This window comes from Actinoplanes sp. NPDC019969 (assembly GCF_055562375.1).
Genome location: NZ_JBVHFK010000005.1, coordinates 97,452 through 122,774, shown reverse-complemented (window position 1 = coordinate 122,774; position 25,323 = coordinate 97,452). Strand labels below are relative to the sequence as shown.

The 25,323-nt window shown below is 70.9% G+C and carries 26 protein-coding genes and 2 pseudogenes; 16 read left to right on the top strand and 12 right to left on the bottom strand.

The window, feature by feature from the left end:
• Positions 1-51 precede the first annotated feature (51 nt).
• From ACZ3II_RS16625 to ACZ3II_RS16615, 3 genes are read left to right on the top strand one after another with little or no spacing between them, the layout of a single operon-like run.
• Positions 52-552, top strand: a complete 501-nt coding sequence (locus ACZ3II_RS16625) for a MarR family winged helix-turn-helix transcriptional regulator (protein WP_465518520.1) — start codon at positions 52-54, stop codon at positions 550-552.
• Positions 543-1,754 (top strand): MFS transporter, encoded by a 1,212-nt coding sequence (locus ACZ3II_RS16620; RefSeq protein ID WP_465518519.1) that lies wholly within the window; start codon positions 543-545, stop codon positions 1,752-1,754. The genes ACZ3II_RS16625 and ACZ3II_RS16620 overlap by 10 nt, the downstream gene beginning before the upstream one ends.
• 25 nt (positions 1,755-1,779) lie before the next feature.
• The gene (locus ACZ3II_RS16615; protein WP_465518518.1) at positions 1,780-2,349 is read left to right on the top strand and encodes an HD domain-containing protein; all 570 of its coding nucleotides are present in this window, start codon (positions 1,780-1,782) and stop codon (positions 2,347-2,349) included.
• A 121-nt stretch (positions 2,350-2,470) separates the two neighbouring features.
• Here ACZ3II_RS16615 and ACZ3II_RS16610 read toward each other — a convergent pair whose 3' ends face one another.
• Positions 2,471-3,694, bottom strand: coding sequence for a cytochrome P450 (locus ACZ3II_RS16610; RefSeq protein WP_465518517.1), 1,224 nt, complete (start codon positions 3,692-3,694; stop codon positions 2,471-2,473).
• A gap of 95 nt (positions 3,695-3,789) precedes the next feature.
• Between ACZ3II_RS16610 and ACZ3II_RS16605 the strand changes: the two genes are divergently transcribed.
• Together ACZ3II_RS16605 and ACZ3II_RS16600 are read left to right on the top strand one after the other, a co-directional pair.
• Positions 3,790-4,893: a steroid 3-ketoacyl-CoA thiolase gene (locus ACZ3II_RS16605; RefSeq protein ID WP_465518516.1), complete on the top strand. Its 1,104-nt coding sequence runs from the start codon at positions 3,790-3,792 to the stop codon at positions 4,891-4,893.
• A gap of 18 nt (positions 4,894-4,911) precedes the next feature.
• Positions 4,912-5,079: a hypothetical protein gene (locus ACZ3II_RS16600; RefSeq protein WP_465518515.1), complete on the top strand. Its 168-nt coding sequence runs from the start codon at positions 4,912-4,914 to the stop codon at positions 5,077-5,079.
• Positions 5,080-5,093: 14 nt separating this feature from the next.
• On the opposite strand, the gene pgfA is transcribed toward ACZ3II_RS16600, so the two are convergent.
• From pgfA to ACZ3II_RS16585, 3 genes are all read right to left on the bottom strand, one after another.
• Entirely contained in the window at positions 5,094-6,110 is a 1,017-nt protein-coding gene (pgfA, locus tag ACZ3II_RS16595) for a cell envelope lipid trafficking protein PgfA (RefSeq protein WP_465518514.1), read from the bottom strand.
• A 69-nt stretch (positions 6,111-6,179) separates the two neighbouring features.
• Entirely contained in the window at positions 6,180-6,950 is a 771-nt protein-coding gene (locus ACZ3II_RS16590; RefSeq protein WP_465518513.1) for an SDR family oxidoreductase, read from the bottom strand.
• Complete coding sequence (locus tag ACZ3II_RS16585; protein WP_465518512.1) at positions 6,947-8,128, bottom strand: acyl-CoA dehydrogenase family protein; 1,182 nt, start codon at positions 8,126-8,128, stop codon at positions 6,947-6,949. Before ACZ3II_RS16585 ends, ACZ3II_RS16590 begins: the two co-directional genes overlap by 4 nt.
• 60 nt (positions 8,129-8,188) lie before the next feature.
• On the opposite strand from ACZ3II_RS16585, the gene ACZ3II_RS16580 reads away from it, so the two are divergent.
• The 7 genes and pseudogenes from ACZ3II_RS16580 to ACZ3II_RS16550 all read left to right on the top strand — a co-directional run bounded on the left by ACZ3II_RS16580 (position 8,189) and on the right by ACZ3II_RS16550 (position 16,537).
• Positions 8,189-9,658: a FadD3 family acyl-CoA ligase gene (locus ACZ3II_RS16580; protein WP_465518511.1), complete on the top strand. Its 1,470-nt coding sequence runs from the start codon at positions 8,189-8,191 to the stop codon at positions 9,656-9,658.
• Positions 9,655-10,494, top strand: a complete 840-nt coding sequence (locus ACZ3II_RS16575) for an enoyl-CoA hydratase (RefSeq protein WP_465518510.1) — start codon at positions 9,655-9,657, stop codon at positions 10,492-10,494. The genes ACZ3II_RS16580 and ACZ3II_RS16575 overlap by 4 nt, the downstream gene beginning before the upstream one ends.
• Positions 10,491-11,546: pseudogene (locus tag ACZ3II_RS16570) on the top strand (acyl-CoA dehydrogenase family protein); the annotation flags it as partial. The gene ACZ3II_RS16575 and the pseudogene ACZ3II_RS16570, both read left to right, overlap by 4 nt.
• 42 nt (positions 11,547-11,588) lie before the next feature.
• On the top strand, positions 11,589-12,428 hold the full coding sequence (locus ACZ3II_RS16565) for an acyl-CoA dehydrogenase family protein (protein ID WP_465518922.1): 840 nt from the start codon (positions 11,589-11,591) through the stop codon (positions 12,426-12,428).
• Positions 12,412-13,317 carry an acyl-CoA dehydrogenase family protein gene (locus ACZ3II_RS16560; RefSeq protein ID WP_465518509.1) on the top strand — a complete coding sequence of 302 codons (906 nt, stop codon included), beginning with the start codon at positions 12,412-12,414 and terminating at the stop codon, positions 13,315-13,317. Before ACZ3II_RS16565 ends, ACZ3II_RS16560 begins: the two co-directional genes overlap by 17 nt.
• Positions 13,318-13,326: 9 nt before the next feature.
• Positions 13,327-15,384, top strand: coding sequence for a serine/threonine-protein kinase (locus ACZ3II_RS16555; RefSeq protein WP_465518508.1), 2,058 nt, complete (start codon positions 13,327-13,329; stop codon positions 15,382-15,384).
• A 652-nt stretch (positions 15,385-16,036) separates the two neighbouring features.
• Positions 16,037-16,537, top strand: coding sequence for a hypothetical protein (locus ACZ3II_RS16550; protein ID WP_465518507.1), 501 nt, complete (start codon positions 16,037-16,039; stop codon positions 16,535-16,537).
• Between the two features lie 63 nt (positions 16,538-16,600).
• Here ACZ3II_RS16550 and ACZ3II_RS16545 read toward each other — a convergent pair whose 3' ends face one another.
• Positions 16,601-17,023, bottom strand: a complete 423-nt coding sequence (locus ACZ3II_RS16545) for a hypothetical protein (RefSeq protein ID WP_465518506.1) — start codon at positions 17,021-17,023, stop codon at positions 16,601-16,603.
• Between the two features lie 209 nt (positions 17,024-17,232).
• On the opposite strand from ACZ3II_RS16545, the gene ACZ3II_RS16540 reads away from it, so the two are divergent.
• Positions 17,233-17,556: a hypothetical protein gene (locus tag ACZ3II_RS16540; RefSeq protein ID WP_465518505.1), complete on the top strand. Its 324-nt coding sequence runs from the start codon at positions 17,233-17,235 to the stop codon at positions 17,554-17,556.
• Between the two features lie 14 nt (positions 17,557-17,570).
• Here the strand turns inward: ACZ3II_RS16540 and ACZ3II_RS16535 are convergent, their stop codons facing one another.
• The 7 genes and pseudogenes from ACZ3II_RS16535 to hsaA form a co-directional block, all read right to left on the bottom strand.
• Positions 17,571-18,416, bottom strand: coding sequence for a helix-turn-helix domain-containing protein (locus tag ACZ3II_RS16535; RefSeq protein ID WP_465518504.1), 846 nt, complete (start codon positions 18,414-18,416; stop codon positions 17,571-17,573).
• 264 nt (positions 18,417-18,680) lie between these two features.
• Entirely contained in the window at positions 18,681-18,971 is a 291-nt protein-coding gene (locus ACZ3II_RS16530; protein ID WP_465518934.1) for a hypothetical protein, read from the bottom strand.
• Positions 18,972-18,996: 25 nt separating this feature from the next.
• Positions 18,997-19,275, bottom strand: a pseudogene (locus ACZ3II_RS16525) (Uma2 family endonuclease); the annotation flags it as partial.
• 104 nt (positions 19,276-19,379) lie between these two features.
• Positions 19,380-19,949 (bottom strand): 3-hydroxy-9,10-secoandrosta-1,3,5(10)-triene-9,17-dione monooxygenase reductase subunit, encoded by a 570-nt coding sequence (gene hsaB, locus ACZ3II_RS16520; RefSeq protein ID WP_465518503.1) that lies wholly within the window; start codon positions 19,947-19,949, stop codon positions 19,380-19,382.
• Positions 19,946-20,854 carry an iron-dependent extradiol dioxygenase HsaC gene (hsaC, locus tag ACZ3II_RS16515; RefSeq protein WP_465518502.1) on the bottom strand — a complete coding sequence of 303 codons (909 nt, stop codon included), beginning with the start codon at positions 20,852-20,854 and terminating at the stop codon, positions 19,946-19,948. The genes hsaB and hsaC overlap by 4 nt, the downstream gene beginning before the upstream one ends.
• An 83-nt stretch (positions 20,855-20,937) precedes the next feature.
• Complete coding sequence (gene hsaD / locus ACZ3II_RS16510) at positions 20,938-21,741, bottom strand: 4,5:9,10-diseco-3-hydroxy-5,9,17-trioxoandrosta-1(10),2-diene-4-oate hydrolase (protein ID WP_465518501.1); 804 nt, start codon at positions 21,739-21,741, stop codon at positions 20,938-20,940.
• Position 21,742: 1 nt separating this feature from the next.
• On the bottom strand, positions 21,743-22,909 hold the full coding sequence (hsaA, locus tag ACZ3II_RS16505; RefSeq protein WP_465518500.1) for a 3-hydroxy-9,10-secoandrosta-1,3,5(10)-triene-9,17-dione monooxygenase oxygenase subunit: 1,167 nt from the start codon (positions 22,907-22,909) through the stop codon (positions 21,743-21,745).
• An 87-nt stretch (positions 22,910-22,996) separates the two neighbouring features.
• Between hsaA and ACZ3II_RS16500 the strand changes: the two genes are divergently transcribed.
• From ACZ3II_RS16500 to ACZ3II_RS16490, 3 genes are read left to right on the top strand one after another with little or no spacing between them, the layout of a single operon-like run.
• The gene (locus ACZ3II_RS16500; protein ID WP_465518499.1) at positions 22,997-24,124 is read left to right on the top strand and encodes a Rieske 2Fe-2S domain-containing protein; all 1,128 of its coding nucleotides are present in this window, start codon (positions 22,997-22,999) and stop codon (positions 24,122-24,124) included.
• A complete protein-coding gene (locus tag ACZ3II_RS16495; protein WP_465518498.1) occupies positions 24,121-24,378 on the top strand; it encodes a hypothetical protein in 258 nt (85 codons plus the stop codon). The genes ACZ3II_RS16500 and ACZ3II_RS16495 overlap by 4 nt, the downstream gene beginning before the upstream one ends.
• Positions 24,378-25,301 carry a 2Fe-2S iron-sulfur cluster-binding protein gene (locus ACZ3II_RS16490; RefSeq protein ID WP_465518497.1) on the top strand — a complete coding sequence of 308 codons (924 nt, stop codon included), beginning with the start codon at positions 24,378-24,380 and terminating at the stop codon, positions 25,299-25,301. Before ACZ3II_RS16495 ends, ACZ3II_RS16490 begins: the two co-directional genes overlap by 1 nt.
• The last annotated feature ends 22 nt before the right edge of the window (positions 25,302-25,323 follow it).

The following is a 25,323-nucleotide window of genomic DNA, read 5'->3' as shown; positions in this document are numbered from 1 at the left end:
CCGGACGAGCAGAAGTGACAGTGCTTATATAAGTGCTGTTACAGTCAGACCGTGACGGACGACTGGCTGGCGGATCCGACTGAGGAGAGTGTGTGGCGGCCCTGGCGGCTGCTGCAGGCGGCGATGGATGCCGAGATCGCGCGGGTGTACGCCGACGCGCGGATCGAAGGGCTCAAGACCAACTGGGTGATGGAGCTGATCCGGCTCGACCGGCGTGGGCCGATGACGATCACCGAGCTGGCCGAGTCGGTGCAGGTGACGCATTCGGCGATGAGTCAGAAGGTGGCGGCGCTGCGGGAGGGCGGCTGGGTGCGTACCGTTGCCGGGCCTGACGCCCGCAGCAAGCGGGTCGAGCTCACCGGCAAGGCGCGGGCCGTGGTGGCACGGCTCGTCGCCGAGTGGCGGGCGACCGAGGCGGCGATCGCCGAGATCGAGGCCGAGATCCCCTATCCGCTGAGCCGGGTCGTCACCGACATCGAGGCGGCGCTGCGGCGCAAGAGCCTGCACGCCCGGATCACCGAGCGTCTCGCCGAGGATCCGGCGTGGCCCTGACCCGGGTGCTGCTCGACGTCACTCCGCTGCGGGAGTCGCCGCAGTTCCGCCGGATCTGGATCGCCGGGCTGTTCTCCGGGCTGGGCAGTCAGATGGCCGTCGTCGCGGTGCTCTACCAGGTGTGGGAGAGCACCGGGAGCCCGGCGTGGACCGGTGCGGCCGGTCTGGCGCAGGCGCTGCCGATCATCGTGTTCGGGCTGTTCGCCGGGTCGCTCGTCGATCGTGGGGATCGCCGCCGGTTCTATCTGGTCACCAAGGTGGGGCAGGCGGTCTGCGCGGCGCTGCTGGCCGTGCAGGCGTTCGCGGGCGGCCCGGCCTGGCTGGTGCTCGTGCTCGTCGCGGCGCAGTCGTGTTTCGTCGCCGGCGGTGGCCCGGCGTCCCAGGCGATCCTGCAGCGCCTGTTGCCGCCGGAACGGCGGGCGGCCGGGCTGGCCCTGAAACGGGTGTCGTTCCAGGCCGCGATGCTGATCGGCCCGGCGATCGGTGGCCTGATCGTCGGCTGGGCGGGCGCCGGCGCCTGTTTCGTCGCCGACGCGGTGAGTTTCCTGATCGCGTTGTGGGCGGCGCTCGGTCTGCCGCCGATGCGCCCGGACGGTGCGCCGTCGCAGCCGGGCCTGCAGGGGGTGGTTGCGGGGGTACGGTTCGTGACCGGTAACCGGGCGGTCCGCGGCGCCCTGCTCACCGACCTCGCCGCGACGGTCCTCGCGATGCCGATCAGCCTGTTCCCGGTGATCAACGCGGAGCGGTTCGGGAACGATCCGCGCATGCTCGGCCTGTTCCTGTCCGCGATCGCGGCCGGCGGGGTGCTCGCGTCGGCGCTGTCCGGCTCGTTCACCCGTACCCGGCCCGGTCCGGTGATGTTCGCCGGCTCGCTGACCTGGGGTGTGTCGCTGGCCCTGTTCGGTCTCGCGCCGGACGTGCGGGTGGGCCTGGCGCTGCTCGCGGTGGCCGGCGCCGCCGACACCGTCGCCGTGGTGTCGCGGGGCACTGTCATCCAGACGCACACGCCGGACGCCCTGATGGGCCGGGCCGCGGCCGCCGAGCAGATCGTCGGCCAGGCCGGCCCGGACTTGGGCAACCTGCGGGGCGGCCTGGTCGCGGCCGGCGCCTCGGCGCCGGTGGCCCTGGTCAGCGGCGGCCTGCTCTGCGTGGCGGCGGTGGCGGTGATCGCGTCACGGACACCGGAGCTGCGCAGGCCGTGAACGAAGATCCGATATCGTCGGCCGGATGCGGATTCCCAGTGATGGCGAGATCAGGGCGTTGCACGAACGGTTCGCGCCGACCGCCGAGGCCTTCGAGTCGGTGTGGACCCATTCACGGATCGTCTGCCGGATCGCCGAGCAGGTCGGCCGTGACGACCTCGACATGGATCTGGTCCGCGCCGGATGCCTGCTGCACGACATCGGCGTCTACCGTCTGAAGCCCGCGGATCCGTACGTCCGGCACGGCCTGCTCGGTTACGAGATGCTGGGCGAGGCGGGTCTGCCGGAGACGCTGCGCCGCTTCTGCGCCCACCACACCGGCGTCGGGATCACCCGCGACGACGTGGTACGGCAGCAGCTGCCTCTCCCGCTCGGCGATTATCTCGCCGAATCCGGCGAGGAGGATCTGGTGATGTACGCGGACAAGTTCCACAGCAAGAGCACTCCGCCCCGCTTCCTGTCCGCACAGACCTTCGCGGTACGGGTGTCCCGCTTCGGCGACGGCAAGGTCGAGCGTTTCCAGTCCCTGGTCGGCCGTTTCGGCGAGCCGGACCTGACGGCTCTCGCCGCCGAGTACGGCCACGCGCTCACCTAGAGGGGGCCTTGAGTTCCGCCGTGCGGGAGGGGTCGGACAGGCCGGCATCACACGCCGCATCCGTCACCCCCATCGATCAAGGTCGACTCTACCCAGCCGGTGGAGGGTGGCCCGTACCCGATCAGTGGTAGTTGACCGGCAGGTGTTTTATGCCGTTGATCCAGCCGGAACGGAGGCGCTGCGCCGGGCCGGCCAGGGTGATGTCCGGCATGTGGTCGGCGATGGCGTTGAAGATCAGGTCGATCTCGAGGCGGGCCAGGTTGGCGCCGAGGCAGAAATGGGCGCCGCTGCCGCCGAAACCGAGGTGCGGGTTGGGGCTGCGGGTGATGTCGAAGGTGTGCGGGTCGGTGAAGACGTCCTCGTCGTAATTGGCGGAGCCGTAGAACATGGCGACCCGCTGCCCTTTGCGGATCGGTACGCCAGAGAGCACCGTGTCGTGCAGGGCGGTGCGCTGGAAGACGTTGATCGGGCTGCCCCAGCGGACGAATTCGTCGACGGCGGTACGCGGCCGGGTGGCTTTGTAGAGTTCCCACTGATCGGGGTTGCCGAGCAGGCCGAGCATGCCGTGCGAGATGGCGTTGCGGGTGGTCTCGTTCCCGGCGACGGCGAGCATCAGCACGAAGAAACCGAATTCGTCGACCGACAGTTGCTCGCCGTCGATCTCGGCTTCGATCAGGGTGGTGACGATGTCGTCGCGGGGGCAGGTCCGGCGTTCGTCGGCCATCTGCATGGCGTACCCGAGCAGTCCCATCGCGGATTCCATCGGGTCGGCGCCGCGGAACTCCGGATCGTCGTACCCGATCATCGAGTTGGACCATTCGAAGACGTTGCGGCGGTCCTCCTGGGGGACGCCGAGAAGTTCGGCGATGGCCTGCAACGGCAGTTCGCAGGCGATGTCGGTGACGAAATCGCCGGATTCCGCGCCTTTCACCGACGAGACGATCTGCGCGGCGCGGGCCTGGAGGGCGGCACGCAGATTGTTGACCGCGCGCGGGGTGAAACCGCGGGATACGATGGCCCGCTGTTTGGTGTGCTGCGGCGGGTCCATGTTGAGCAGAACCGCCTGCTGCATCTCGATCCGGTCGCGGGTCATGTCCGGCTGGAAACGGGCGATCGCCGTGTTCTCCCGGCTGGAGTACGTGTCGCTGTCGCGGGACACCGCCATCACGTCGGCGTGCCGGGTGACCGCCCAGTAGCCCTCGTCGTCGAATCCGGCGCTGCCGCGCGCCTGCGGGATCCAGCGGACCGGCTCGTCGCGGCGCATCTCGGCGAACTCGGCGTGCGGGATGCCGTGCAGGTAGATGTCCGGATCGGTGGGGTCGATGCGGGTGCGCGGCTCGGCCACGGCTCCTCCTACAGCAACAAGTTCTACCGATTCAAACACGGCCCTGGAGAGATTTGGTAGCTTCTATCGAGAACAGGTTCTAGCTGGAGGTCGCGGTGCGCACACCGGTGATCGTCGATGCGGTGCGGACGCCGATCGGCAAGCGCGGCGGGTGGCTGTCGGGGCTGCACGCGGCCGAGTTGCTGGGCGCGGCGCTGCGCGGGCTGGGCGATCCGGTGGAGCTGGCGGAGCAGGCGATCGGCGGCTGCGTCACGCAGGGCGGCGAGCAGTCGAACAACATCACCCGGACGGCGTGGCTGCACGCGGGGCTGCCGCACGGCACCGGCTGCGCGACCGTCGACGCGCAGTGCGGGTCCGCGCAGCAGGCCGCGCACCTGATCGCCGGGCTGATCGCGGCGGACGCCGTCACGGTCGGCGTGGCCTGCGGGGTGGAGTCGATGAGCCGGGTGCCGTTGCGTGCCAACATCGGCGACGCCGGGCGGCCCCGGCCGGACAGCTGGGACATCGACCTGCCGAACCAGTACGTCGCCGCCGAACGGATCGCCGACCGGCGCGGGCTGAGCCGGGCCGACCTGGACCTCTTCGGGGTACGGTCGCAGGCGTTCGCGGCGCGGGCCTGGTCGCAGGGCCGGTTCGCGCGCGAGGTCGTGCCGGTGGCCGGGGTGACCCGGGATCAGGGGCTGCGCGACACCACGGCCGAGGGGCTGGCCGCGCTGAAGCCGGTGCTGCCGGACGGCAGGCACACCGCCGGCACCTCGTCGCAGATCTCCGACGGCGCGGCCGCGCTGCTGCTGATGGACGCGGACCGGGCACGGGAACTGGGCCTGCGGCCGCGGGCCCGGATCGTCGCGCAGTGCCTGGTCGGCGCCGAGCCCTACTACCACCTGGACGGCCCGATCGCGGCCACCGACCGGGTGCTGGCCCGGGCCGGGATGAAGATCGACGACCTGGACCGATGCGAGGTCAACGAGGCGTTCGCGAGCGTGGTGCTGTCCTGGATGGCGGTGCACCGCCCGGACCCGGACCGGGTCAACGTCAACGGGGGCGCGATCGCCCTGGGACATCCGGTGGGCAGCAGCGGAGCGCGCCTGCTCACCACCGCATTGCACGAACTGGAGCGGTCCGACGGCACCACGGCGCTGGTCACCATGTGCGCCGGCGGGGCGATGTCGACCGCGACGATCATCGAGCGGCTATAGGTCATGGAGGTGGAACCGATGGTTCCGTTCAGATTCCTGCTGCTGAGCGCCGTCATCGCGGCGGTACTCGCCGCGATCGGCGTCACCGCGGTGATGGCGGCGCTGAACCCGAGCGCCAGCGAGGTGGCGTCGAACATCGCCGAGAACGACCCCCTGGTGCCGCCGAACTTCTACGGTTCGCGGTAGGACGCAGCCGCCGTTCAGGGCACCGGGGTCGGCTGAGGCCGGGTCGTCTCGGGCGTCCGGTGCCCGCCGCGCGGGCCGGGGACGCCGGACAGCCACACCCCGAGGGCGATCAGGACTCCGCCGAGCACGGCGAGCCCGATCGGCACGTACATGCCGAGCATCCGCAGCTGGTTGCGCCCGCTCGCGGCCTGGTCGCCGACGGCCTCCAGGGTGCGCTGGTCGTACTGAAGGTCGGCGTCGAAGATGACCACCCGCTCGCCGACGACCGGCACCAGCTCCCGGTGCTGCTGCTCGCGGTAGCCGACGATGGCGCCGGTCATCGGCTCGACCCACAGGGTCCGGGTGGCCCGGTACGACACCGAGCCACTGGACGCGCCGGGGGCGAGGAACGCGAGGAGCCCGGCGAGGGCCTGCTCGTCCATCTCGGCCTGCTGTTCGGGGACCTGCTGCTGGAACCGGTACGTGGGCAGGCCGTTGAACTCCTCCTCGCCCTGGTACTGGATCGGCAGCGAGCGGCGCAGCGCGGTGTCCCAGTACTGGTAGGTGCGTTTCTCGGTGCCGAACGGGAAGAGGTAGAGCTGGCCGGAGAAGGCGATGTTGCCGGGGGCGCACGGCTCGGTCGTCTCGGTGTGGCACTGCCCGGCCCACGGGACGGCCTCGCCGCTGACCCGGTCGAGCGCGACCCGGCTCTCCGCACTGTTGATCATTTCGCCGGTGTCGGTCCGGTTGGTCGAGTGGTACACGTTCCAGATCAGGGTGTCGCCGTCGAGTTCGGCGGCGGCGTCGAAGTCAGGCTTGATGCCGGTGGTCGAGCTGATCCCGGCGGTCTCCACGACCGCCTGCGGCGCGCCCTGATCGTTCGTCTGGATCTGCACGAACGAGGCGCCGGCCGCCTCCACCACCACGTCCGGCGGCACCAGGTCGAGCGGCACCTTCCGCTGGGAGGGCACGATGATCCAGGTCAGGGCCATCGCGAAGAGCAGGCAGAGTATGCCGAGACCGAACAGTACCGCGCCGGTGATCCGCCTCATCGCGTCCTCCAGTGGACTAGAACGCGTTTCAATCTACTGCGCCGTAACATCGATGAGAACCCCCTGCGTTCAGGGATGCTGGCTGCTCACCGAGATGACCTCGCCGGTCAGATAGGCGGCGTAGTCGCTGGCGAGGAACGCCACCACGGTCGCCACCTCCCACGGCTGCGCGGCCCGGCCGAACGCCTCCCGCGCGGCGAGCACCTCCAGTTCCGCTGCGCTGATCACCTTGGCCAGGTGCGGGTGGGCGGCCAGGCTGGGCGCGACCGCATTGACCCGGATGCCGTGCGCGGCCACGTCCAGGGCGGTGCACCGGGTGAACGCCATCACCCCGGCCTTCGCCGCCGCGTAGTGCGCCTGCCCGGCCTGGGCCCGCCAGCCGAGCACCGAGGCGTTGTTGACGATCGCCCCGCCGCCGCCCTGCGCGATCATCTGCCGCAGTGCGGCGCGGGTGCACCGGAACGTGCCGGTCAGGGTGACGTCCAGGACCAGGTCCCACTCCTCGTCGGACATCTCGGTGACCGGCCGGTTGCCGCCCAGGCCGGCGTTGTTGACCAGGACGTCGAGACGCCCGTACCGGGAGACCGCCCCGCTGATCAGCCGCTGCACCGCCGTCTCGTCGGTGACGTCGGACGGGATCGCCCAGACCCGTCCGGGATACGCGCCGGAGAGCAGGTCGCGGGTCTCGCCGAGGCGGCGTTCGTGGCTGTCGCCGAGCACCACCCGGGCGCCCTCGTCGAGGCAGCGCCGGGCCACCGCCGAGCCGATCCCGGCGCCCGCGGCGGCCGTCACCACGACGACCTTGCCGGTGAGCAGCCCGCGGCCCGGCGGCCCGGTCATCCGCGGGCCTGCCGGGGCAGCCCGAGGACCCGTTCGGCGATGATGCCGCGCTGGATCTCGTTGGAGCCGCCGTAGATGGTGTCGGCCCGGCTGAACAGGAAGTACCGCTGCCAGCGCTCGGTCGCCTCCGGCCCGGCGTCCCCGGCGGCCAGGACGTCCATGGCGAGTTCGCCGAGGCCCTGCCGCCAGCGGGTCCAGAGCAGCTTGATCACCGAGGCGGACATCGGCGGCGGCGGGTCGGCCCGCAGCACCCGCAGCGTGTGCGCGCGCAGCACGGACAGGTCCACGAACGCGCGGGTCAGCCGGTCACGCAGCGCCGGGTCGGCTCCCGCCCCGGTCCGCCCGGCCACCGCGACCAGGTCGTCCAGGTCGCGCTGGAACCCGATCTGCTGGCCGACGGTGGCGGCGCCCCGCTCGTACGCCAGGGTCGCCATCGCCACCGTCCACCCCTGGCCCGGCTCGCCGACGACCAGGCCGGCCTCGGTGACCGCGTCGTCGAGGAACACCTCGTTGAACTCGCTGTCGCCGGTGAGCTGCCGGATCGGGCGGACCGTGACGCCCGGCTGGCGCATCGGCACGAGCAGGTACGACAGGCCGGCCGCGCGGGGGCCGCCGGGCGGGGCGGGCGCGGTCCGGGCCAGCACGAAACACCAGTCGGCGACGTGCGCGAGGGACGTCCACACCTTCTGCCCGGTGATCACCCAGCGGTCGCCGTCGAGGCGCGCCCGGGTCGTGACGCCGGCCAGGTCGGAGCCGGCGCCGGGCTCGGAGTAGCCCTGGCACCACAGCTCGTCCACGGCGGCGAGGGCGGGCAGGAACCGGCGGCGCTGCTCCGGGCTGCCGTGGTCGATCAGGGTGGGACCGACCATGGTGGTGCCGATGTGGTCGACCCGGCTGGGGGCGCCGGACCGGGCGTACTCCTCATGGAAGATCACCTGCTGCGACAGCGACGCGCCCCGCCCACCGTGCGCCACCGGCCAGGCCAGCGTGGTCCACCCGCCGGCGGCGAGCCGCCGGGCGAAGGCGAGCCGCTGCTCGAAGGCCTCGTTCTCCCGGCCGGGACCACCGGCGCCCCGCACGTCGTCGGTCACATGCCGTTCGAGCCAGTCCCGGATCTCGATGCGAAACGCCTCGTCGGAGTCCACTGGCGCCACCTCCCGGCTCACGCGTACGCTCACCCTACCGACCAAGCACTTGCTTGGTAAGACGCCCGGCTGGTTCTGACCTCGGAGGCCTGGATGGAGACCATCCCGGCGGCGCTGGCGCACGCGGCGCGCGCGTTCGGCACCGAACCCGCGCTCGTCGACCCGGGTGTGCGCCGCTTCGATTTCACCGAGTTGCACGACGAGGCGCGCACGGTCGCGCGGGCGCTGCTCGCCGCGGGCATCGAGCCCGGCGACCGGGTCGCGCTGTGGGCGCCGAACACGGCCCGCTGGGTCCTCGCCGCCCTCGGCGTGTTCTGCGCCGGCGCCACGCTGGTGCCGATCAACATGCGGTTCACCGGCGCGGAGGCGGACGAGATCATCCGGCGCAGCGGCGCGAAGGGCCTGATCGTGACCGGCCCGTTCCTCGGCGCCGACCGGCTGGCCACCCTGCCATCCCGGCCCCCGCTGGTGGTGCCGCTGCCGCACTGGGACGCGTTCCTGGAGCGGGCGCCGACCACACCGACCCTTCCCGAGGTACGGGCGGACGACCTCAGTGACATCCTCTACACCTCCGGCACCACCGGGCGCAGCAAAGGCGTGATGAGCGCCCATCGCCAGTCACTGGGCGTGGCCCGGGCCTGGGCCGAGATCGGCGGCCTGAGCACCCGCGACCGCTATCTCGTGGTCAATCCGTTCTTCCACAGCTTCGGTCTCAAGGCCGGCATCCTGGCGTGCCTGGTCAGCGGGGCGACGATCGTGCCGCAGGCGGTGTTCGACGTGCCGCGGACCCTCGATCTGATCGACCACGAGGCGATCTCCGTGCTGCCCGGCCCGCCGACGCTCTACATCGGCCTGCTGGACCATCCGGGACGCTCCGGGCGGTCGCTGTCGTCGCTGCGACTGGCGGTGACCGGGGCGGCGACGGTGCCGCCGTCGCTGGTCGACCGGATCCGGGAGGAGCTGGGGTTCGCGACGGTGCTGACGGCGTACGGGCTGACCGAGGCCGTGGTCGCGACCATGTGCCGGCCGGGTGACGACACCGCGACGATCGCGCACACCTGCGGGCGGGCGGCTGCCGGGTTCGAGGTGCGGATCAGCGAGAAGGACGGCGAGGTGCTGCTGCGCGGACCGCACGTGATGCTCGGCTACCTCGACGATCCGGCGGCCACGGCCGAGGCGATCGACGCGGACGGGTGGCTGCACACCGGGGACGTCGGCCGGCTCGACGAGACGGGGAACCTGACGATCACCGACCGGCTCAAGGACATGTACATCTGCGGCGGGTTCAACGTCTACCCGGCCGAGGTGGAACGGGTTCTCGCGGGCCTGCCCGGGGTGGCCGAGGTGGCGGTGGTGGGGGTGCCGGACGAGCGGCTCGGCGAGGTCGGCCGGGCGTACGTGGTCCCCCGCCCCGGCGAGACACCGGCCGCCGACGCGGTGATCGCCTGGTGCCGGGAGCGCCTGGCCGGCTACAAGGCGCCGCGTTCGGTGGAGTTCCGGGCCGAACTGCCGCACAACGCGAGCGGCAAGGTCCTCAAACACCTGCTCCGGGAGAACGCATGAACGACGACGTCGTGCTCTACGAACGGCGCGGGCCGGTCGCGCTGGTCACCATGAACCGGCCCCGCTACCGCAACGCGCAGAACTCGGCGATGACGTACGCGCTCGACGACGCGTTCACCCGGGCCGTCGACGATCCGGAGGCCGCGGTGATCGTGCTGGCCGGGGCCGGGGAGCACTTCTCCGCCGGGCACGACATCGGCACTCCCGAACGCGACGCCGACACGTCCTTCCCCCGGCGCGCCGTCACCTGGTGGGACCACACCGGCCGGGACGGCGCGGACCGGCGGATGGCCCGGGAGATCGAGGTCTACCTGGGCATGTGCCGGCGGTGGCGGGAGATCCCGAAACCGGCGATCGCCATGGTGCAGGGCGCGTGCGTGGCGGGCGGGCTGATGCTGGCCTGGGTGTGCGACCTGATCGTGGCGGCCGAGGACGCGTTCTTCGCCGATCCGGTGCTGCGGATGGGCATTCCCGGGGTGGAGTACTTCGCCCACCCGTGGATGCTGGGGCCGCGGTTCGCGCGGGAGGTGCTGTTCACCGGGGACCGGTTCGGCGCGCGGAGGGCGTACGAGATCGGCATGGTCAACCGGGTCGTGCCGCGCGCCGCGCTGGAGACCGAGACCCTCGCCCTGGCCGCGCGGATCGCCGCGATGCCGCCGTTCGGGCTGGCGCTGGCCAAGCGGGCGGTGAACCTGTGCGAGGACCAGATGGGCATGCGCGCCGGCATGGACACGGTGTTCGGGCTGCACCACGTCGCGCATGCGCACAACGCCGAGGTCACCGCCGACCCGCTGGCCGGGCTGGACGCGGCGGCGATGAAGAAGGCCGCCGGGTGAGCCCGTTCCGCGCCGAGGTGCGGGCCTGGCTCACCGCGAACGTGCCGGCCGCTCCCCTGCCCCGGGTCGACACGCCCGAGGGCAGCGCCGCGCACCGATCGTGGGAGCGGCGGCTCGCCGAGGCCGGGCTGGCGGCCGTGTGCTGGCCGGTCGAGTACGGCGGCCGGGCCGCGCCGCCGGTGCACGCGATCGAGTTCGACGAGGAGTACCACGCGGCCGGCGCCCCCGTGCGGATCGGCCAGAACGGGCTGTTCCTGCTGGCCCCGACCCTGCTCACGCACGGCACCCCGGAACAGTGCGCGCGGATCCTGCCGCCGATGGCCCGCGCCGACCAGGTGTGGGCGCAGGCCTGGTCGGAGCCGCAGGCCGGCAGCGACCTCGCCGCGATCCGCTGCCGGGCACGGCGCGCCGACGGCGGATGGCTGCTGTCCGGGCAGAAGACGTGGAGTTCCCGGGCGGTGGTCGCGGACCGGGCGTTCGGGCTGTTCCGCAGCGCCACCGGGGACCGCCCGCACCAGGGGCTCACCTACCTGATGTTCGGCCTGCGGGCGCCCGGCGTGACGGTCCGGCCGATCGAGCAGCTCGACGGGACGTACGGGTTCGCGGAGATCTTCCTGGACGACGTGTTCGTACCGGACGCGGACGTGATCGGCGAGCCCGGCGACGGCTGGCGGATCGCGATGAGCACGGCGGGCCACGAGCGTGGGCTGTCGCTGCGCGGGCCCGGCCGGTTCCTGGCCGCGGCGAACCGGCTGATCCGGCTGTCCGGAGAAGAACACCGCGACCGGGTCGCGGACGCGTGGATCGGGGCGCGGGCCTATCAGGCGCAGGCGTACGCGGCCACGCCCGTCCCGCCCAGCGCGACGAAGCTGTTCTGGTCCGCGCTCGACGTGGCTCTGCACGAGACGGCGCTCGACGTGCTCGGGCCGCTCGCCGAGGTCACCCCGGAGTGGGTCAGCGGGTATCTGTTCGCGCTGGCCGGGCCGATCTACGCGGGCACCGACGAGATCCAGCGGGACATCCTCGCCAAGCGGGTGCTGGGACTGCCCCGGGCGACCGGACAGCCGCCACCGCCGCAGGCCGCGTTCCCGGCGATGCTGCACAAGCTGCTGACGGACCGGGAGGTCACGTGGGCCGAACTGGCCGAGGTCGGCGTCACCGGGCTGATCGAGGCGGGCGCGACACCGGCCGATCTCGTCCTGGCGTTCGAGGAGCTGGGACATCACGCGGTGCCGGGGCCGCTCGCGGAGTCGATCGCCTGCGCGCCGGCGCTGGATCTCCCCGGGGAATGGCTGTCCGAACTGGCGGCGGGGCGGATGGTGGCGACCCTGGCCGCGCCGCCACGGCTGCCGCTGGCCGCGTACGGCGACACGGCCGATCTGGTCCTGCTGGTCACCGGCGACGAGATCCGGGTGGGCCGGGCCGGGGCGGTGCACGAGTCGATGCATCCGGGGCGGCGGCTCGCGGAGGTCGTACCCGGGAAGGTCTTGAGATCCTCTTCGGCTTCGAGGGCTCTCGAGCTGGGGACCCTCGCCTGTGCCGCGCAGCTCCTCGGTGCGGGGCGGGCGATGGTGGAGATGGCGGTCGCGTACGCGCGGGTCCGCACCCAGTTCGGGCAGCCGATCGGATCGTTCCAGGCCGTACAGCACCGGCTCGCGGATGTGGCGGTAGCGCTGTCGTTCGCCGAGCCGCTCCTTCAGGCTGCCGCCTCCGGGATGGACAACTCCGATCTCTCCGCAGCGAAGGTGGCCTGCGGGGAGGCGGCTTCGCGGGCGGCGCGGGCGGCGCTGCAGGTGCACGGGGCGATCGGTTACACCCGCGAGCACGGCCTGGGGCGATGGCTGACTCTGATCACCGTGCTGAACCGGTCCTGGGGCACACCGTCCTGGCATCGGCGACGGATTCTGGAGAGAGCTGATGATCGAGGAACATGACGCGTTGCGGGCGGCGGTTCGTGGCCTGGTCACCGCCCATGCCGGCGACCACGGGCTGTGGGCGCGGCTGTGCAAGGAGATCGGGGTCGCCGGCCTGACCGTCCCCGACCGGTACGGCGGCTCCGGCGCCGGCCTGACCGAGGCGATGATCGTGCTCGAGGAACTGGGCCGGGCCCTGATCGCCGGTCCGATGCTCGGGACCGTCCTGGCCACCGAGGCGCTCCTGCACGCCGGCGACGAGAGCCTGCTGCCCGCCGTCTGCGCCGGGGACCGGATCGTCGCGCTGGCCTGGGACGGCCCCGCGCCCGGCGTCTTCCACGACGTGCTGGACCTGGCCGAGGCGGACACCGTGCTGGCCGTGACCGGCGGGCGCCTGTACGCCGCGACCCCGGCCACGGTCACCCCGCAGCCCACCTTGGACCCGACCCGGCAACCGGCGACCGTGACCCTGGAACTGGGCGATCCGATCGGGCCCGGGATCCCGGTCGAGCGGCTGCGGGACGTGGCGTGCCTCGCGCTCGCGGCCGAGCAGCTGGGCGCCGCCGCACGCGCCCTGGAACTGACCGTCGACCACGTGAAGAACCGGCATCAGTTCGGCCGTCCGATCGGCTCGTTCCAGGTGCTCCAGCACCGGCTCGCCGAACTGTACGTCCGGGTCGAGGCCGCCCGGTCGTCGCTCGCCACGCAGCCCGCTGTCGCCAAGATCACTTGCTCGGAGACGCTGCGGGCGGTAGCCGCCGAAATGGTGCAGATGCACGGCGGCCTGGGCATCACCTGGGAACACGACGCCCACCGCTACCTGCGCCGCGCCTGGGCGTCGTCGGAACTGTACGGTTCGCCGGCACACCACCTCGCCCGGCTCGCGCCGCCCATGGATCGCCGCCAGTAGCATGGCCCGGTGCTTTCACCGGGAGTCGTGCTCAACGGTCGATACCAGCTCACCCAGCGCATCGCCGCGGGCGGCATGGGCGAGGTGTGGCGCGGTGACGACCTGCTGCTGCACCGCGAGATCGCCGTCAAGGTGCTGCTCCCGGCGCTGATGGCCGATTCCGACTTCATCACCCGGTTCCGGTCCGAGGCGCGGATGATGGCGGCGCTGCGGCACCCCGGCGTCGTGCAGGTCTACGACTACGGCGAGAACGCGCAGGTCGGCAACGTCCGCCTGGACTTCATGGTGATGGAGTTCATCGAGGGCACCCCGCTGTCCGCGAAGATCCAGAAGGCCGGGCGGCTGTCCCCCGCCGAGACCATGACCGTCGTCGCCCAGGTCGCCGAGGCGCTGCAGGCCGCCCACGAGGCCGGCATCGTGCACCGCGACGTCAAACCCAGCAACCTTCTGGTACGGGCGGCAGGCGCCATCGTCCTCGTCGACTTCGGGGTCGCCCGCTCCGCCGGGATCACCAGCATGACCGGCACGAACGTGGTCCTCGGCAGCGCCCACTACATGGCCCCGGAGCAGGCCGAGGGTCACCCGGTGACGGCCGCGACCGACATCTACGCGCTCGGGGCGGTCGCGTTCAGCTGCCTCACCGGCCGGCCGCCGTACGTCGGCGACAATCCCCTCGCCGTCCTTGCCCAGCTCGTGCACGGGAAGCCGCCGGTCCTGCCGCCCGATGTGCCGCCGGCGGTGGCGTCGGTGGTGATGCGCGCGCTGGCGCGCGATCCGGGTCAGCGTTTCCCCAGCGCCGCGGCGTTCGCTGCGGCTTCGCGGGAGTCGCTTTCGTACGGGGCGCCGCCGTCCTCTCCGCGCGCGGTTCCCGGCGCCCGCCCGGCCCCGTCCGGTCCCTACGGCGCGGCGCCGTCGGGGTCGGCGCCGTCCGGCGCCTACCGCACGTCGGCCTCCGGGCCGGGCCCTCATGGTGCGGCGCCCGCCGGGCCGGGTCCTCGTGGCGCGGCACCTGGCGGGCCGGGTCCTCGTGGCGCGGCGCCTGGCGGGCCGGGTCCTCGTGGCGCGGCGCCTGGCGGGCCGGGCTCTTCTCCTTCCGGACGGTTCGGGGCGGTGCCGGGCGGCTCGGGGCCGCAGGGCTTCGCGACCGGATCAGCGTCCGCCGGGCCGGGCTCGTTCGGCGCGCCTTCTGCCGGGGCGGCTCCTTTCGGCGCGCCCTCTGCCCGCGCGGCCTCTGCCGGGGCGGCTCCCCTTGGCGCGGCGGGGTCCGTGGCACGACCGGGATCGGGCGGCTTCGCGGCCGGCTCGGCGTCCGTCGGCGCCGCAGCGACCGGTGGTCATACGGCTGACCCGATCAGTGCCTCGTACGGCACCGGCTCCGGCTCGCTGACCGGATCGAACCCGGCCAAACGCCGCAACATGCCGGTAGCTCTGGCCGCTGCCGCTGTCGTGGCCGTCCTGGCGGGCATCGGCATCATCATCGGCAGCGGCTTCGGCGATGACCCGGGCAACGACCAGGGCACCGATGCCGTCGGCAACCCGGGGCCGGGTGTCGACTCGGCCGTCGACCCGGACGCCAAGAAGACCGAACGTTCTGACCAGAAGAAGCCGACGCCCGGCAAGAAGACCACCCGCCCCACCGATCCGGCGGCCGAGGACCCGGACGCCACGAAACCCGCCGCCCCCGCGCCCACCGACACCGGCGAACCCGAGGAAACCGAACCTGCGAAGAACCCCGAGGACCCGGCGGCCCTGTGCGGCTCCGGCTTCACGGTCCTCGAGTCGAAGGATCTGACCACCTCGGCCGGGGTCCAGCGCGGCACGATCTACCTGCTCTACCGTGCCGACGGTGGCATGAACTGCGTCGTCACCCTCAAGGACGGCACCCTCGACAAGAAGACCGCGATGTCCGCGACCCTGGAGGTCAAGGACGACAAGGTCTACACCGACAAGGGGACGTTCACGTCGTACGCCGGCCCGGTCACCGCCGCCGCCCCGTCCACCTGCGTCAAGTGGGGCGGTTCGATCGGCGGCGTGACGTTCACCAGCGACTGGTCCCGCTGCGACTGACCACCGGTCTCAGCGCTCCGCGCCGTGAGGCGTCTCACGAACGGCAACCGGTTGATTCCGGTGAGGTCGATGTCGAATGGCGCCGTCCGCACCAGCCGGTCAGGAAAGGATCCGAACAGGTCGTAGACGGGCCGGAAGATCGGGGACCCGATCCAGATCATCGGCGGTGCATCCCTCCGCCGGCGGACGATGCCTTTCGGGCCCTGAGTCGATGCCCATGGACCGGCCCCCTCTGCGGACGAACTCCCGTTCTCGCAGCTCACTCATGCCGACACCTCCCGCGCCTGGCACTCATGACTATAGTCTCTAGAACAGTAGTCACCAAGTCGGTCGAATGAAGGCCGATCCGGCGGCCTGCCGGTCCGCAGCGAGGCATCACACTCGGCGGCTTACACACGCCGACGCCTTGATCTGCCGATGACTCCGAGTGGACGCGTCGCCGGCCGGGAGTCCCGAGGGCGGTTCTCGCTTCGCCGAAATCGCCGAAAGTGTCCGATCAGCCCTTTTGATCAAGCCGAATGGATTCTCGACCAGGCGATCATGACTGCGGATTCCCCGATCGGTCGGTTTTGTCCGGCAGGTACTGCCGGTTGAGTCGAGGCAGACAGGTTTACCAGACGGCCGATCGTCCGGCCAGAAAAGGAATGGCGCAATGGGCCTTTTCAGCAAGTCCACACCGGCGGCACAGCCGACATCGTCGCGCCCCGATGTGAGCAGAGCTATCAGTGCCGTCCCGCACCGGGAGCTCGAACGATTGTCATGGGCGCAGCCGGAGCTCGATTATTTGAGTCTGTCACTGCCGCAGCAGGAGGAAGTTCTGTCTGTGGCTTCGGTCCAAGGCACGGGAGCAGGTATCGCCTTCGGCGTCATAGCGCTCACCCCGCGGCGGCTGGTCACGGTCGTCGGCCAACGCGACAAGGGCGGCGCTCGCGGACGTCCCGTTGGCGCGCCCGCAGTGACGTCGACGGAGCTGCGACAGGTCCAGCACCTCTCCTACGGCTCGAAGCATGTCAGGGGTGTGCGGGGCTACTTCGCGAGGTTCGTTGTCGACGGTACGGGCGAGTTCGTCATGGACATCGGGCAGGACGACAGTTGGGCGGACGCCTTCCTCAGCCAAGTTCAGCGGCAGCTGTCTCAGGTGAGAATGCAATAGCACTCGACGCGCATTGATGAATTCACCGGTCGCCGCAGCCGACCGGCCCTGCTGGCGCTTGGCCTAATCCCACCAGAGGGTCATGAGCCGTTGTCCTTCCGGCACGGGGATCTCGATGGCCGGCGGCTGGCCCGTCCACCAGTGCGATCCCACTTCCGGCTCCGGCTGGAGCGTGGCGGTGGAGCGCAGCACCTCGGCCACCGAGGCGCTGCCGACGACGTAGACATGATCGCTGAACGGCCATTCGTCGCCGCCCATGACCTCGCTGATGCCCACCACCACATCGCTGACGTCGGGCCGCTCCCGGAGCGCGAGCAGGGTGGCATGAAACTTCTGGATCCCTGGATGGTCGGCCAGGTTGCAGCCGATCGATTCGGGGGCGCTGTTGCCTTCGAAGAACAGCTCCAGACTGACCACCGGCTCCGGCCCCGCACCGGACTCGGAGCCACCTTGCCGTTCGATCTCCGCCAGCAGGTCCACCAGCACGAACAACTCCCCTCCGACGTCTGAGTCGGATGATGTCATCCCCATGACCGGCCGAAGGCCGACATGGAGGAAACGGGCGTACCGTGGCTCGGAGATCACGCCGAACCAGGTCCCGTGTGCTGGAGAGCGGATGCCGGAGCAGATGATCACAATCGCGGTGGCGGGGGCCGGCCTGCGGGGGAACACCTACGCCCGGCCGCTGCCGGATCGTGGCGGTCGCCGAACCTGACCCGGACCGGCTGTCCCGGTTCGCCGAGGAGCACGCGGTGTCACCGGGGCAGCGGTTCGCCGACTGGCGTGAGCTGCTCACCGATCTCCCGGTCGCCGACACGGTGTTCGTCGCCGCCCAGGATCACCCGCACGAGGAGGCGGCGTCCCGCATCGCCGCGGCGGCAGCGGCGAGCGACCGGATCGGAGGCCGGCTCCGGGCCGATGCTGCTGACCAAGTCGTGTCACGGCATCGACTGGGACCTGGAGTTCGCCGGCACCCAGCGCCAGATCCCGAGGCCCCACCGGTGCCGGCACCAGCCTGAGCGCTCGGACCTTCTCAGTCGAGCGCCGCCAGCACTTCCTGGAGGTTGGTCACGGCATCGCGTGGATCGCATGCTTCGATGGCGAGAACCTCCATCGCCTTCCGATAGGAATCGGATCTTCCCTTGTCGTCAAGGAAGATCGCTTCGTCGATATGCTCGAGATATACGACGTCGGTCAGACCGGCGACCGGCAGGCGCAGAATGGAGAAGGAGTTGCCGATACCGACGTATCCCCCCGCGCCGGTGGGGAGGAGCTGAATGGTCACATTCGGTTTCTGAGCCACTTCGATGAGAAAGTGAATCTGTTCGCGCATGGACACGGCGCCGGCGAAGTTCTCGTCCAGAGCAGCCCTGTCGATCAGGGCCCACAGGCGCACTTTGCCCTCGAGAACCGCCTTCTGGCGTCTTACCCTGACCTCGACACGCCGTCGTATCTCCACCTCGTCGGTGAAGCGTCGCCGAATGACGGCCTCGGCATATGCCTGCGTTTGCAGTAGCCCTGGGATGAATCGGACCTCATACGTCCGGATGGATTCCGAGATGGCTTCGAGGCTGAGATAGGAACAGAACCATCCTCCCAGCACCGCTCGGTCGTCATCCCACCACTGCCTGCTGCTGAGCACCCGGGTGAACCGCAGGAGACCCTCCCGCTCCTTCGGGTCGAGAACACCGTAGAGGTTCATGAGTTCATGAAGGTCCTCCTCCTTCAGCTTGACCCGACCCCCCTCGATGCGGCTGATCTTGGATTTGGAACCGCCGATACGCTGCCCCGCCTTCAAGGGGGATATCCGCTTCGCTTCCCGCAACCTCCGCAGCCGGCGCCCCAACATCTCATGCGCTTCGTTCGGCCGGCCCTCCATCTCGGATCCGCGTGCCCCGCTAGCCATCAAGACTCCCGCGGGACGGTGAGCGCGTCACTGAAGGAGCACGGTGCTGAACACGCTGACTGTTACCGGCCCGCCCGGCAGGCGATGTCTGCTGCATCGTCACGTTGGGCAGCGTGCCGGACACGCGATGCAGGCGCAAGAACTATGCACGGTTGCATGCACGTGCATCATCGTGTGCTCTACGGCGGGAACTCCGCCGCAGCGACGCGGCCCACGAACAGGGCCGCCAAGCCAAGATCAGTCAAACGGTGGCCGGTTGGACATGGCGAGGTCGATGTCGATGTGGAAGGGCACTGGGAGGATCAGGCGGTCGCGCAAGACGCCGAGCAGGTCGTAGACGCCGGTGGCGGGATTGAGTTCGCAGGCGCGGACGAGAGGCTTGTCGTTGTAAAGCTCGACCAGCCAGAAATAGCGGATCCCCGCCCGCGCGTACAGCTGTGGTTTTCGCTCGCGGTCGCGGATCTCGGACTCCTCCGAGATCCGCGACCGCCAGGACGACAGCCTCGGCGGGATACCACGTCGCGTCATCGTCGATCTCGGCGTCGGCGTCGGCGTCGGCGTGCACCACGAGCACATCCGGCTCCGGTCGCTGACGACGGCCGAGCACGACGGACATCTGCCGGCGCACCCGGAACGAGTCCCGGGGCGCGAGCCGCCTCAACTCGGAGCCGAGAAAACTCAGCATGGTCGAGCGAAAGGCGGTCTGTGGGCTCGCGACGACGAGGGTCCCGTCGATCAGCTGACTGCGGGATGGGAGATCGGGGATCCGATCGAGATCCTCAGCGGTGCATCCGCCCACCGGCGGACGGAAGCACTCGGGCGCGAGATCCATGCTCAGCCAGCCGATCTCCACCTCGGACGGATCCACTTGTCGCGATTCAGCCACACCCATGACTATAGGCGCTGGAACAGTAGTCGCCAAGCCGGGAACGGGAGTCAGATCCAGTCGGTGTGGCGGGGCCAGGAGAGGAGAGTGTCGACGACCTCGGGGGGTTCGTACGGGGAAGCCGGTGTGATCGTGGTGTAGCGGCTGCGATGGAAGAGCAGCGGCGTGACGTCGCGACAGGGCCCGAGCGTGGTCACCCGGCCGGTGACGATGGCGTGGTCGCCGCCCGGATGGACGTCCTCCAGGCGGCAATCGGCCCAGGTCAGGGCCCCGGCCAGGACGGGGGCGCCGGAGGGGGCCGGGAACCACTCGAGCGCGGCGAAACGGTCGGCGCCGCGGGTGCCGAACAGGCGGGAGACGTCACGCTGGTCGGAGGCGAGGACGTTGACGCAGAAGAAGCCGGCGCGGGCGATGCGGCGCCAGGTGTCCGAGCCGTTCCGCGGGCAGAACAGGACCAGCGGCGGGTCCAGCGACAGCGGCGCGAAGGCCTGGCAGGCGAATCCGGCCGGGCCGTCCGCGCCGGCTGTCGTGATCACCGTGATGCCGGTGGCGAAGTGGCCGAACACGCGCCGGAAGTCCCGGGCCGGGTCGCCCACCAGCGGGGAAGGGCCGGTGCTCAATGGCCGCCGCCGGCGGAGAAGCGGTGGCCCCAGAGGCTGTGCGCGGTGGTGTGACGGGCGACCCACGTGTCGTCGTCGACGGTGCGGCCGCCGTAGCCGTACTCGATGTCGAAGCCGCTGGGTGTCCGTACATAGAAAGAGATCATGTGGTCGTTGGCGTGCCGGCCCAGAGTGGAGATCATCGGGGCCCGGTGGCGGCCGCAGCGGTCGATGGCCCGGCCCACGTCGTCGAGGGTCTCGGTCTCGATCATGAGGTGGATCAGGCCGGACGGGGCGGGCATCGGGGCGAGGGCGACGCTGTGGTGGCGGGGGCCGCAGCCGAGGAACCGCATCCACAGTGGCACGTCGCTCGGCGGCAGGCCGATGTGTTCGGGGACCAGGCGCATCGTGTCGCGCAGGCGGAACCCGAGGACGTCGGTGTAGAAGCGCAGCGACGCGGCGTCGTCGCGGGCGGGCAGCACGGCATGGCCCATGCCCTGGATGCCGGTGACGAAGCGGGTGCCGTACGGGGCCGCGAACGGGCGCGCGTCCAGGTCCGCGCCGCAGAAGAACTCGAGGCGGTTGCCTGCCGGGTCGTCGGCGCTGATCAGGTGGGAGACGCGGCGGTCGGCCAGCTCGTCGGCGCCGGCCGGTTTCACCGCGGTCCCGGACTCCTCCAGCGCCGCGGCGAGCCGGGCCATCGCGGACGGGTCGGCGACCTCCCAGCCGGAGGCGGCCAGCCGGTCCCGCTCCCCCGGGGTCACCACGATACGGGCGGGCAGTTCGTCCATGCGCAGGTAGACGGCTTGCGGGTCGGGTCCGCGGCCTTCGGCCATGCCGAGCACCTTGACGCCGAACTCGCGCCAGGCGGCCGGGTCGGTCGCCTCGACGCGCAGGTAGCCGAGGGATCGGATGAGGCTGCTCACGAGCGGGTCCCCTCTCGCGGAAAGAATCTTGGCACGAACAGAACCGAACAGGTGTGCGAACGCGCTAGGCAAGGTAGGAGCAGTCAGGAGGGCGGGGTGAGGAAGTCGATGGCCAGGCGGTTGAACTCGTCGAACTTCTCCAGGTGGGCCCAGTGGCCACAGCCGCCGAAGACGTGCAGGCGGGCGTTGCGCAGCAGTTTCAGGGCGATCAGGGCGCCGTCGAGCGGGTTGACCCGGTCCTCGCGGCCCCACACGAGGAGGGTCTCGTGGGTGAGGCGGTGCGCTTCGCGCCAGAGCATCCCCTCTTCGTACGTGTCAGGGTTGCTGAAAGAGGCGCCCATCTCGCGCATGGCCCGCATCGCGGCCGGGTCGCGCGCGGCCTCGAGACGTTCCTCGATCAGTTCGTCGGTGATCAGCGACGGGTCGAAGACGAGGGTCTTGAGGAACGCGGCGATCCGTTCCCGGCTGGGGTCCCGGCCGAAGGCGCCGAGCCGTTTGACTCCCTCGGTCGGGTCGGCGGAGAAGACGTTGAGCGACAGGCCGCCGGGTCCCATCAGCAGCAGCCGCCGGGCCCGGGCGGGAAAGAGCAGGGCGAATCGTACGGCGGTGCCGCCGCCCAGGGAGTTCCCGATGAGGTCGGCGCGTTCGATGCCGAGTTTGTCGAGCAGAGCGGCCAGTTCGGTGGCGGCGTGGGTGAAGTATTGCCCGGTGATCGGGTCGCCCAGGCTCCCGCCGTACCCCGGCTGGTCGACCGCGAGGACGTCGAAGTGGGGCGCGAGCGCGGGGATCGTCCGCCCGAAGTTGCTCCTGGCGGACGCGCCCGGTCCCCCACCGTGCAGCAGGACGACCGGCGACCCCGCACCCTCTCGATGGAAGTGCAGCGTCATCTCACACCATCGCGTCGTTGAGCGGCAGGCCGAACTCGCCGCGGCCGAACATGGACAGGGCCCGCTCCGGGTCGTTGATCGCGTGCACCCGGCCGGAGTGGGCGTCGCGCCAGAAACGCTGGATCGGGGTGCCGACGGCGAGGGCACGGCCGCCGGAGTTCTCGAAGAGGCGGTCGACGGCGCGGATGGCGAGTTCGGTCCCGCGGACCTGGTCGCGCCGGATCCGCAGCCGCAACGCCATCGGCAGTTTCGTGCCGGCCGTGGCCAGGTCCATGAGTTCGCGCATGTTCGCCTGCAGGGCGAACCAGGCGGAGTCGATGTCGCCGGCCGCCTCGGCGACCCGCACCTGGGAGTGCGGGTCCTCGGCGGCCTTCACTCCGACGTAGGAGGCACGGACCCGCTCCCGGGTGTATGCGACGTGCGCGCGGTAGGCGCCGGTGGCCATACCGATGATCGGGGTGGTGATCGCATAGGAGAAGATCGACGCGTACGGGATGCGGTAGAGCGCCCCCGGGTTCTGCTCCTGGCCGGGGCAGGCACAGCGCGCGGTGTCGTTGAAGCTGAGCGACCGGTGCGCGGGCACGAACGCGTCGGTGACCACGATGTCGTTGCTGCCGGTGCCGCGCAGGCCGACGGTGTGCCAGACGTCCTCGATCGTGTAATCGGCGGCGGGCAGCAGGAAGGTGCGGAAGTCCGCGGGCGTGCCGTCGTCGCCGGGTGGGACGATGCCGCCGAGCAGCACCCAGGTGGCATGGTCGCAGCCGGAGGAGAAGCTCCAGCGGCCGTTCACCAGATAGCCGCCGTCGACCCTCTCGATCGTGCCGGTGGGGGCGTAGGACGAGGACATCCGGGTGCTCGTGTCGCCGCCCCAGACGTCCTGCTGGGCGCGGTCGGGGAAGAGCGCGAGCTGCCAGTTGTGCACGCCGATGACCGAGGCGACCCAGCCGGTGGACCCGCAGGCGGCGGCGATCTCGCGGACGCCGGTGAGGAAGGCGAGCGGGTGGGCCTCGTGACCGCCGAACCGGGCCGGCTGCAGCAACCGGAAGAAGCCGGTCTCGGCCAGCGCTTTCACGGTCTCCGGGGCCAGCGCGCGGCGGTCCTCGGTCTCCTGTGCGTGCTCCCGCAGAACAGGTAACAGTTCTCGAACTCCGGCGAGGACCGCTTCCATGAGATCCCTCCAGGCTGGTTGGCCGCGTGTCGGGCGACCCCTATACTAGAACACGTTCTACCTAGCGACCAGGGCCAGGAGTGGGACATGAGCATCAGCCAGCAACCGCGCACCATCGACGCCGGCCGGCCGCCGGCCAGGTTCGCCCGGGGGTGGCACTGTCTGGGGCTGGCCGACACGTTCCGCGACGGGCAGCCGCACGCGATCGAGGCGTTCGGGACGAAACTCGTGGTGTTCGCGGACTCCGGCGGGACGATCAGCGTGCTCGACGGTTACTGCCGGCACATGGGCGGCGATCTCACCCAGGGCACGATCAAGGGCGACACCATCGCCTGCCCGTTCCACGACTGGCGGTGGAACGGGGACGGCCGTTGTGTCGAGGTGCCGTACGCGCACCGGATCCCGATGCGCGCCCGGACCCGCTCGTGGATCACCTGCGAGCAGAACCGGCAACTGTTCGTCTGGAACGATCCGCAGGGCAACCCGCCGCCGCCCGAGGTGGCGATCCCCCGGATCGAGGGCGCCTTCTCCGACGAGTGGAGCGACTGGACCTGGGACTCGGTGCGCATCGACGGCGCCAACTGCCGCGAGATCATCGACAACGTCGTGGACATGGCGCACTTCTTCTACATCCACTTCGCCTTCCCGACGTTCTTCAAGAACGTGATGGAGGGGCACGTGGCGGCACAGTTCCTGAACACCCGGCCGCGGCCCGACGTGCCGAGCGCGGCCAGCCAGTCCGGCGAGTCGACGTTGCGGTCGGAGGCGGCCTACTACGGGCCGTCCTACATGATCGACTACCTGCACAACGACTGGAACGGTCTGCGGATCGAGTCGGTGCTGATCAACTGCCACTATCCGGTGTCGCCCGACTCGTTCGTGCTGCAGTGGGGCCTGATCATGAAACGGCTGCCCGGCCTCAGCACCGAGCAGGCGGCCAAGGCGGCGGCCAAGTTCGCCAGAAGCATCGGCGTCGGGTTCCTGCAGGACGTGGAGATCTGGAAGAACAAGACCCGGATCGACAACCCGCTGCTCTGCGCCGAGGACGGGCCGGTCTACCAGCTCCGCCGGTGGTACGAGCAGTTCTACGTCGACGTCGACGACATCACCGACGACATGGTGGCGCGTTACGAGTTCGAGGTCGACACCACCCGGGCGGTCGAGACGTGGGAGGCCGAGGTCGCCGCCAACCAGGCCCGGACCGCGGCCTCATGACCGTGCACGATCTCGCCGAGCTGCAGGAGTACCTCGGGGGCGGCCTCACCGAGGTGGACTGCGGCGGGTGCGGCCGGATCGTGCGGGCCGGCAAGCGCAGCGCGATGCAGACCAGCGTCCAATGGTCCGGGCCGTCCTGCGAGCGGCTCGCCGCAGCCGCCGCCGGCCGCCCGGCCGCGCTCGTCCCGGCCTGCCCCGAGCTGCGGGACAGCATCGACCGGGCGATCCGTGCGGGCCGTCTGGAGGTGCCCTGATGCCGGAGTTCCGGACGGTCCGGATCAGCGAGGTCGTTCCCGAGACCGCCGACGCGATCTCGCTGATCCTCGCGGCCGATCTCGACTATCGGCCCGGGCAGTACCTGACGGTCCGCACCCCGGCCGGGGCCCGCTGCTACTCCCTCGCCAGCGCGCCCGGCGCCGGCGAGCCGCCGAAGATCACCGTCAAGCGGATGGCCGGCGGGCAGGTCTCCAACTGGATCTGCGACCACGTGCGGGCCGGGGCCTCGCTCGACATGGCCGGGCCGGCGGGGACGTTCACGCCCGCGTCACTCGACGACGACCTGCTGCTGCTGGCCGGCGGGTCCGGCATCACCCCGATCATGGGGATCATCAAGGCGGTCCGGGGCGACCGGGCCCTGATCTACGCCAACCGGGACGCCGAGTCGATCATCTTCGCGGACGAGCTGGCGGGACTGCTCCCGGTGACGTACTGGCTGGACAGCGAACGGGGCGTGCCCACGGCCGACGGGCTGCGGGAGCTGCTCCTGCCGTACGCGAACCGGGAAGCCTTCGTCTGCGGGCCGGAAGCGTTCGTCGAGGTCGCCGGGAAGGCGCTGCAACTGGCCGGCGTGCCTGATGCCCGGATCCGGGTGGAACGCTTCGAAATGGAGGTTAGCGGCGGCCGGGACGCCGTCGCCGAGGTCGCGATCGACGGGCAGGCCCACGTGCTGCCGTGGGCGGCGGGCAAACGGCTCCTCGACGTGATCATCGAAGCCGGGCTGAACCCGCCCTACTCGTGCCGGCAGGGGCAGTGCGGAGCGTGTGCGGTGCGACTGGTCAGCGGCGAGGTCACGCTGGTCAACAACGAGATTCTCGAGGAGGAGGACTTCGCGGACGGTTACACCCTGGCCTGCCAGGCGCTTCCGGTGAGCGAGACGGTCTCGGTGACCTACTACTGAGGGCACCGCTACGGTGGGCCTC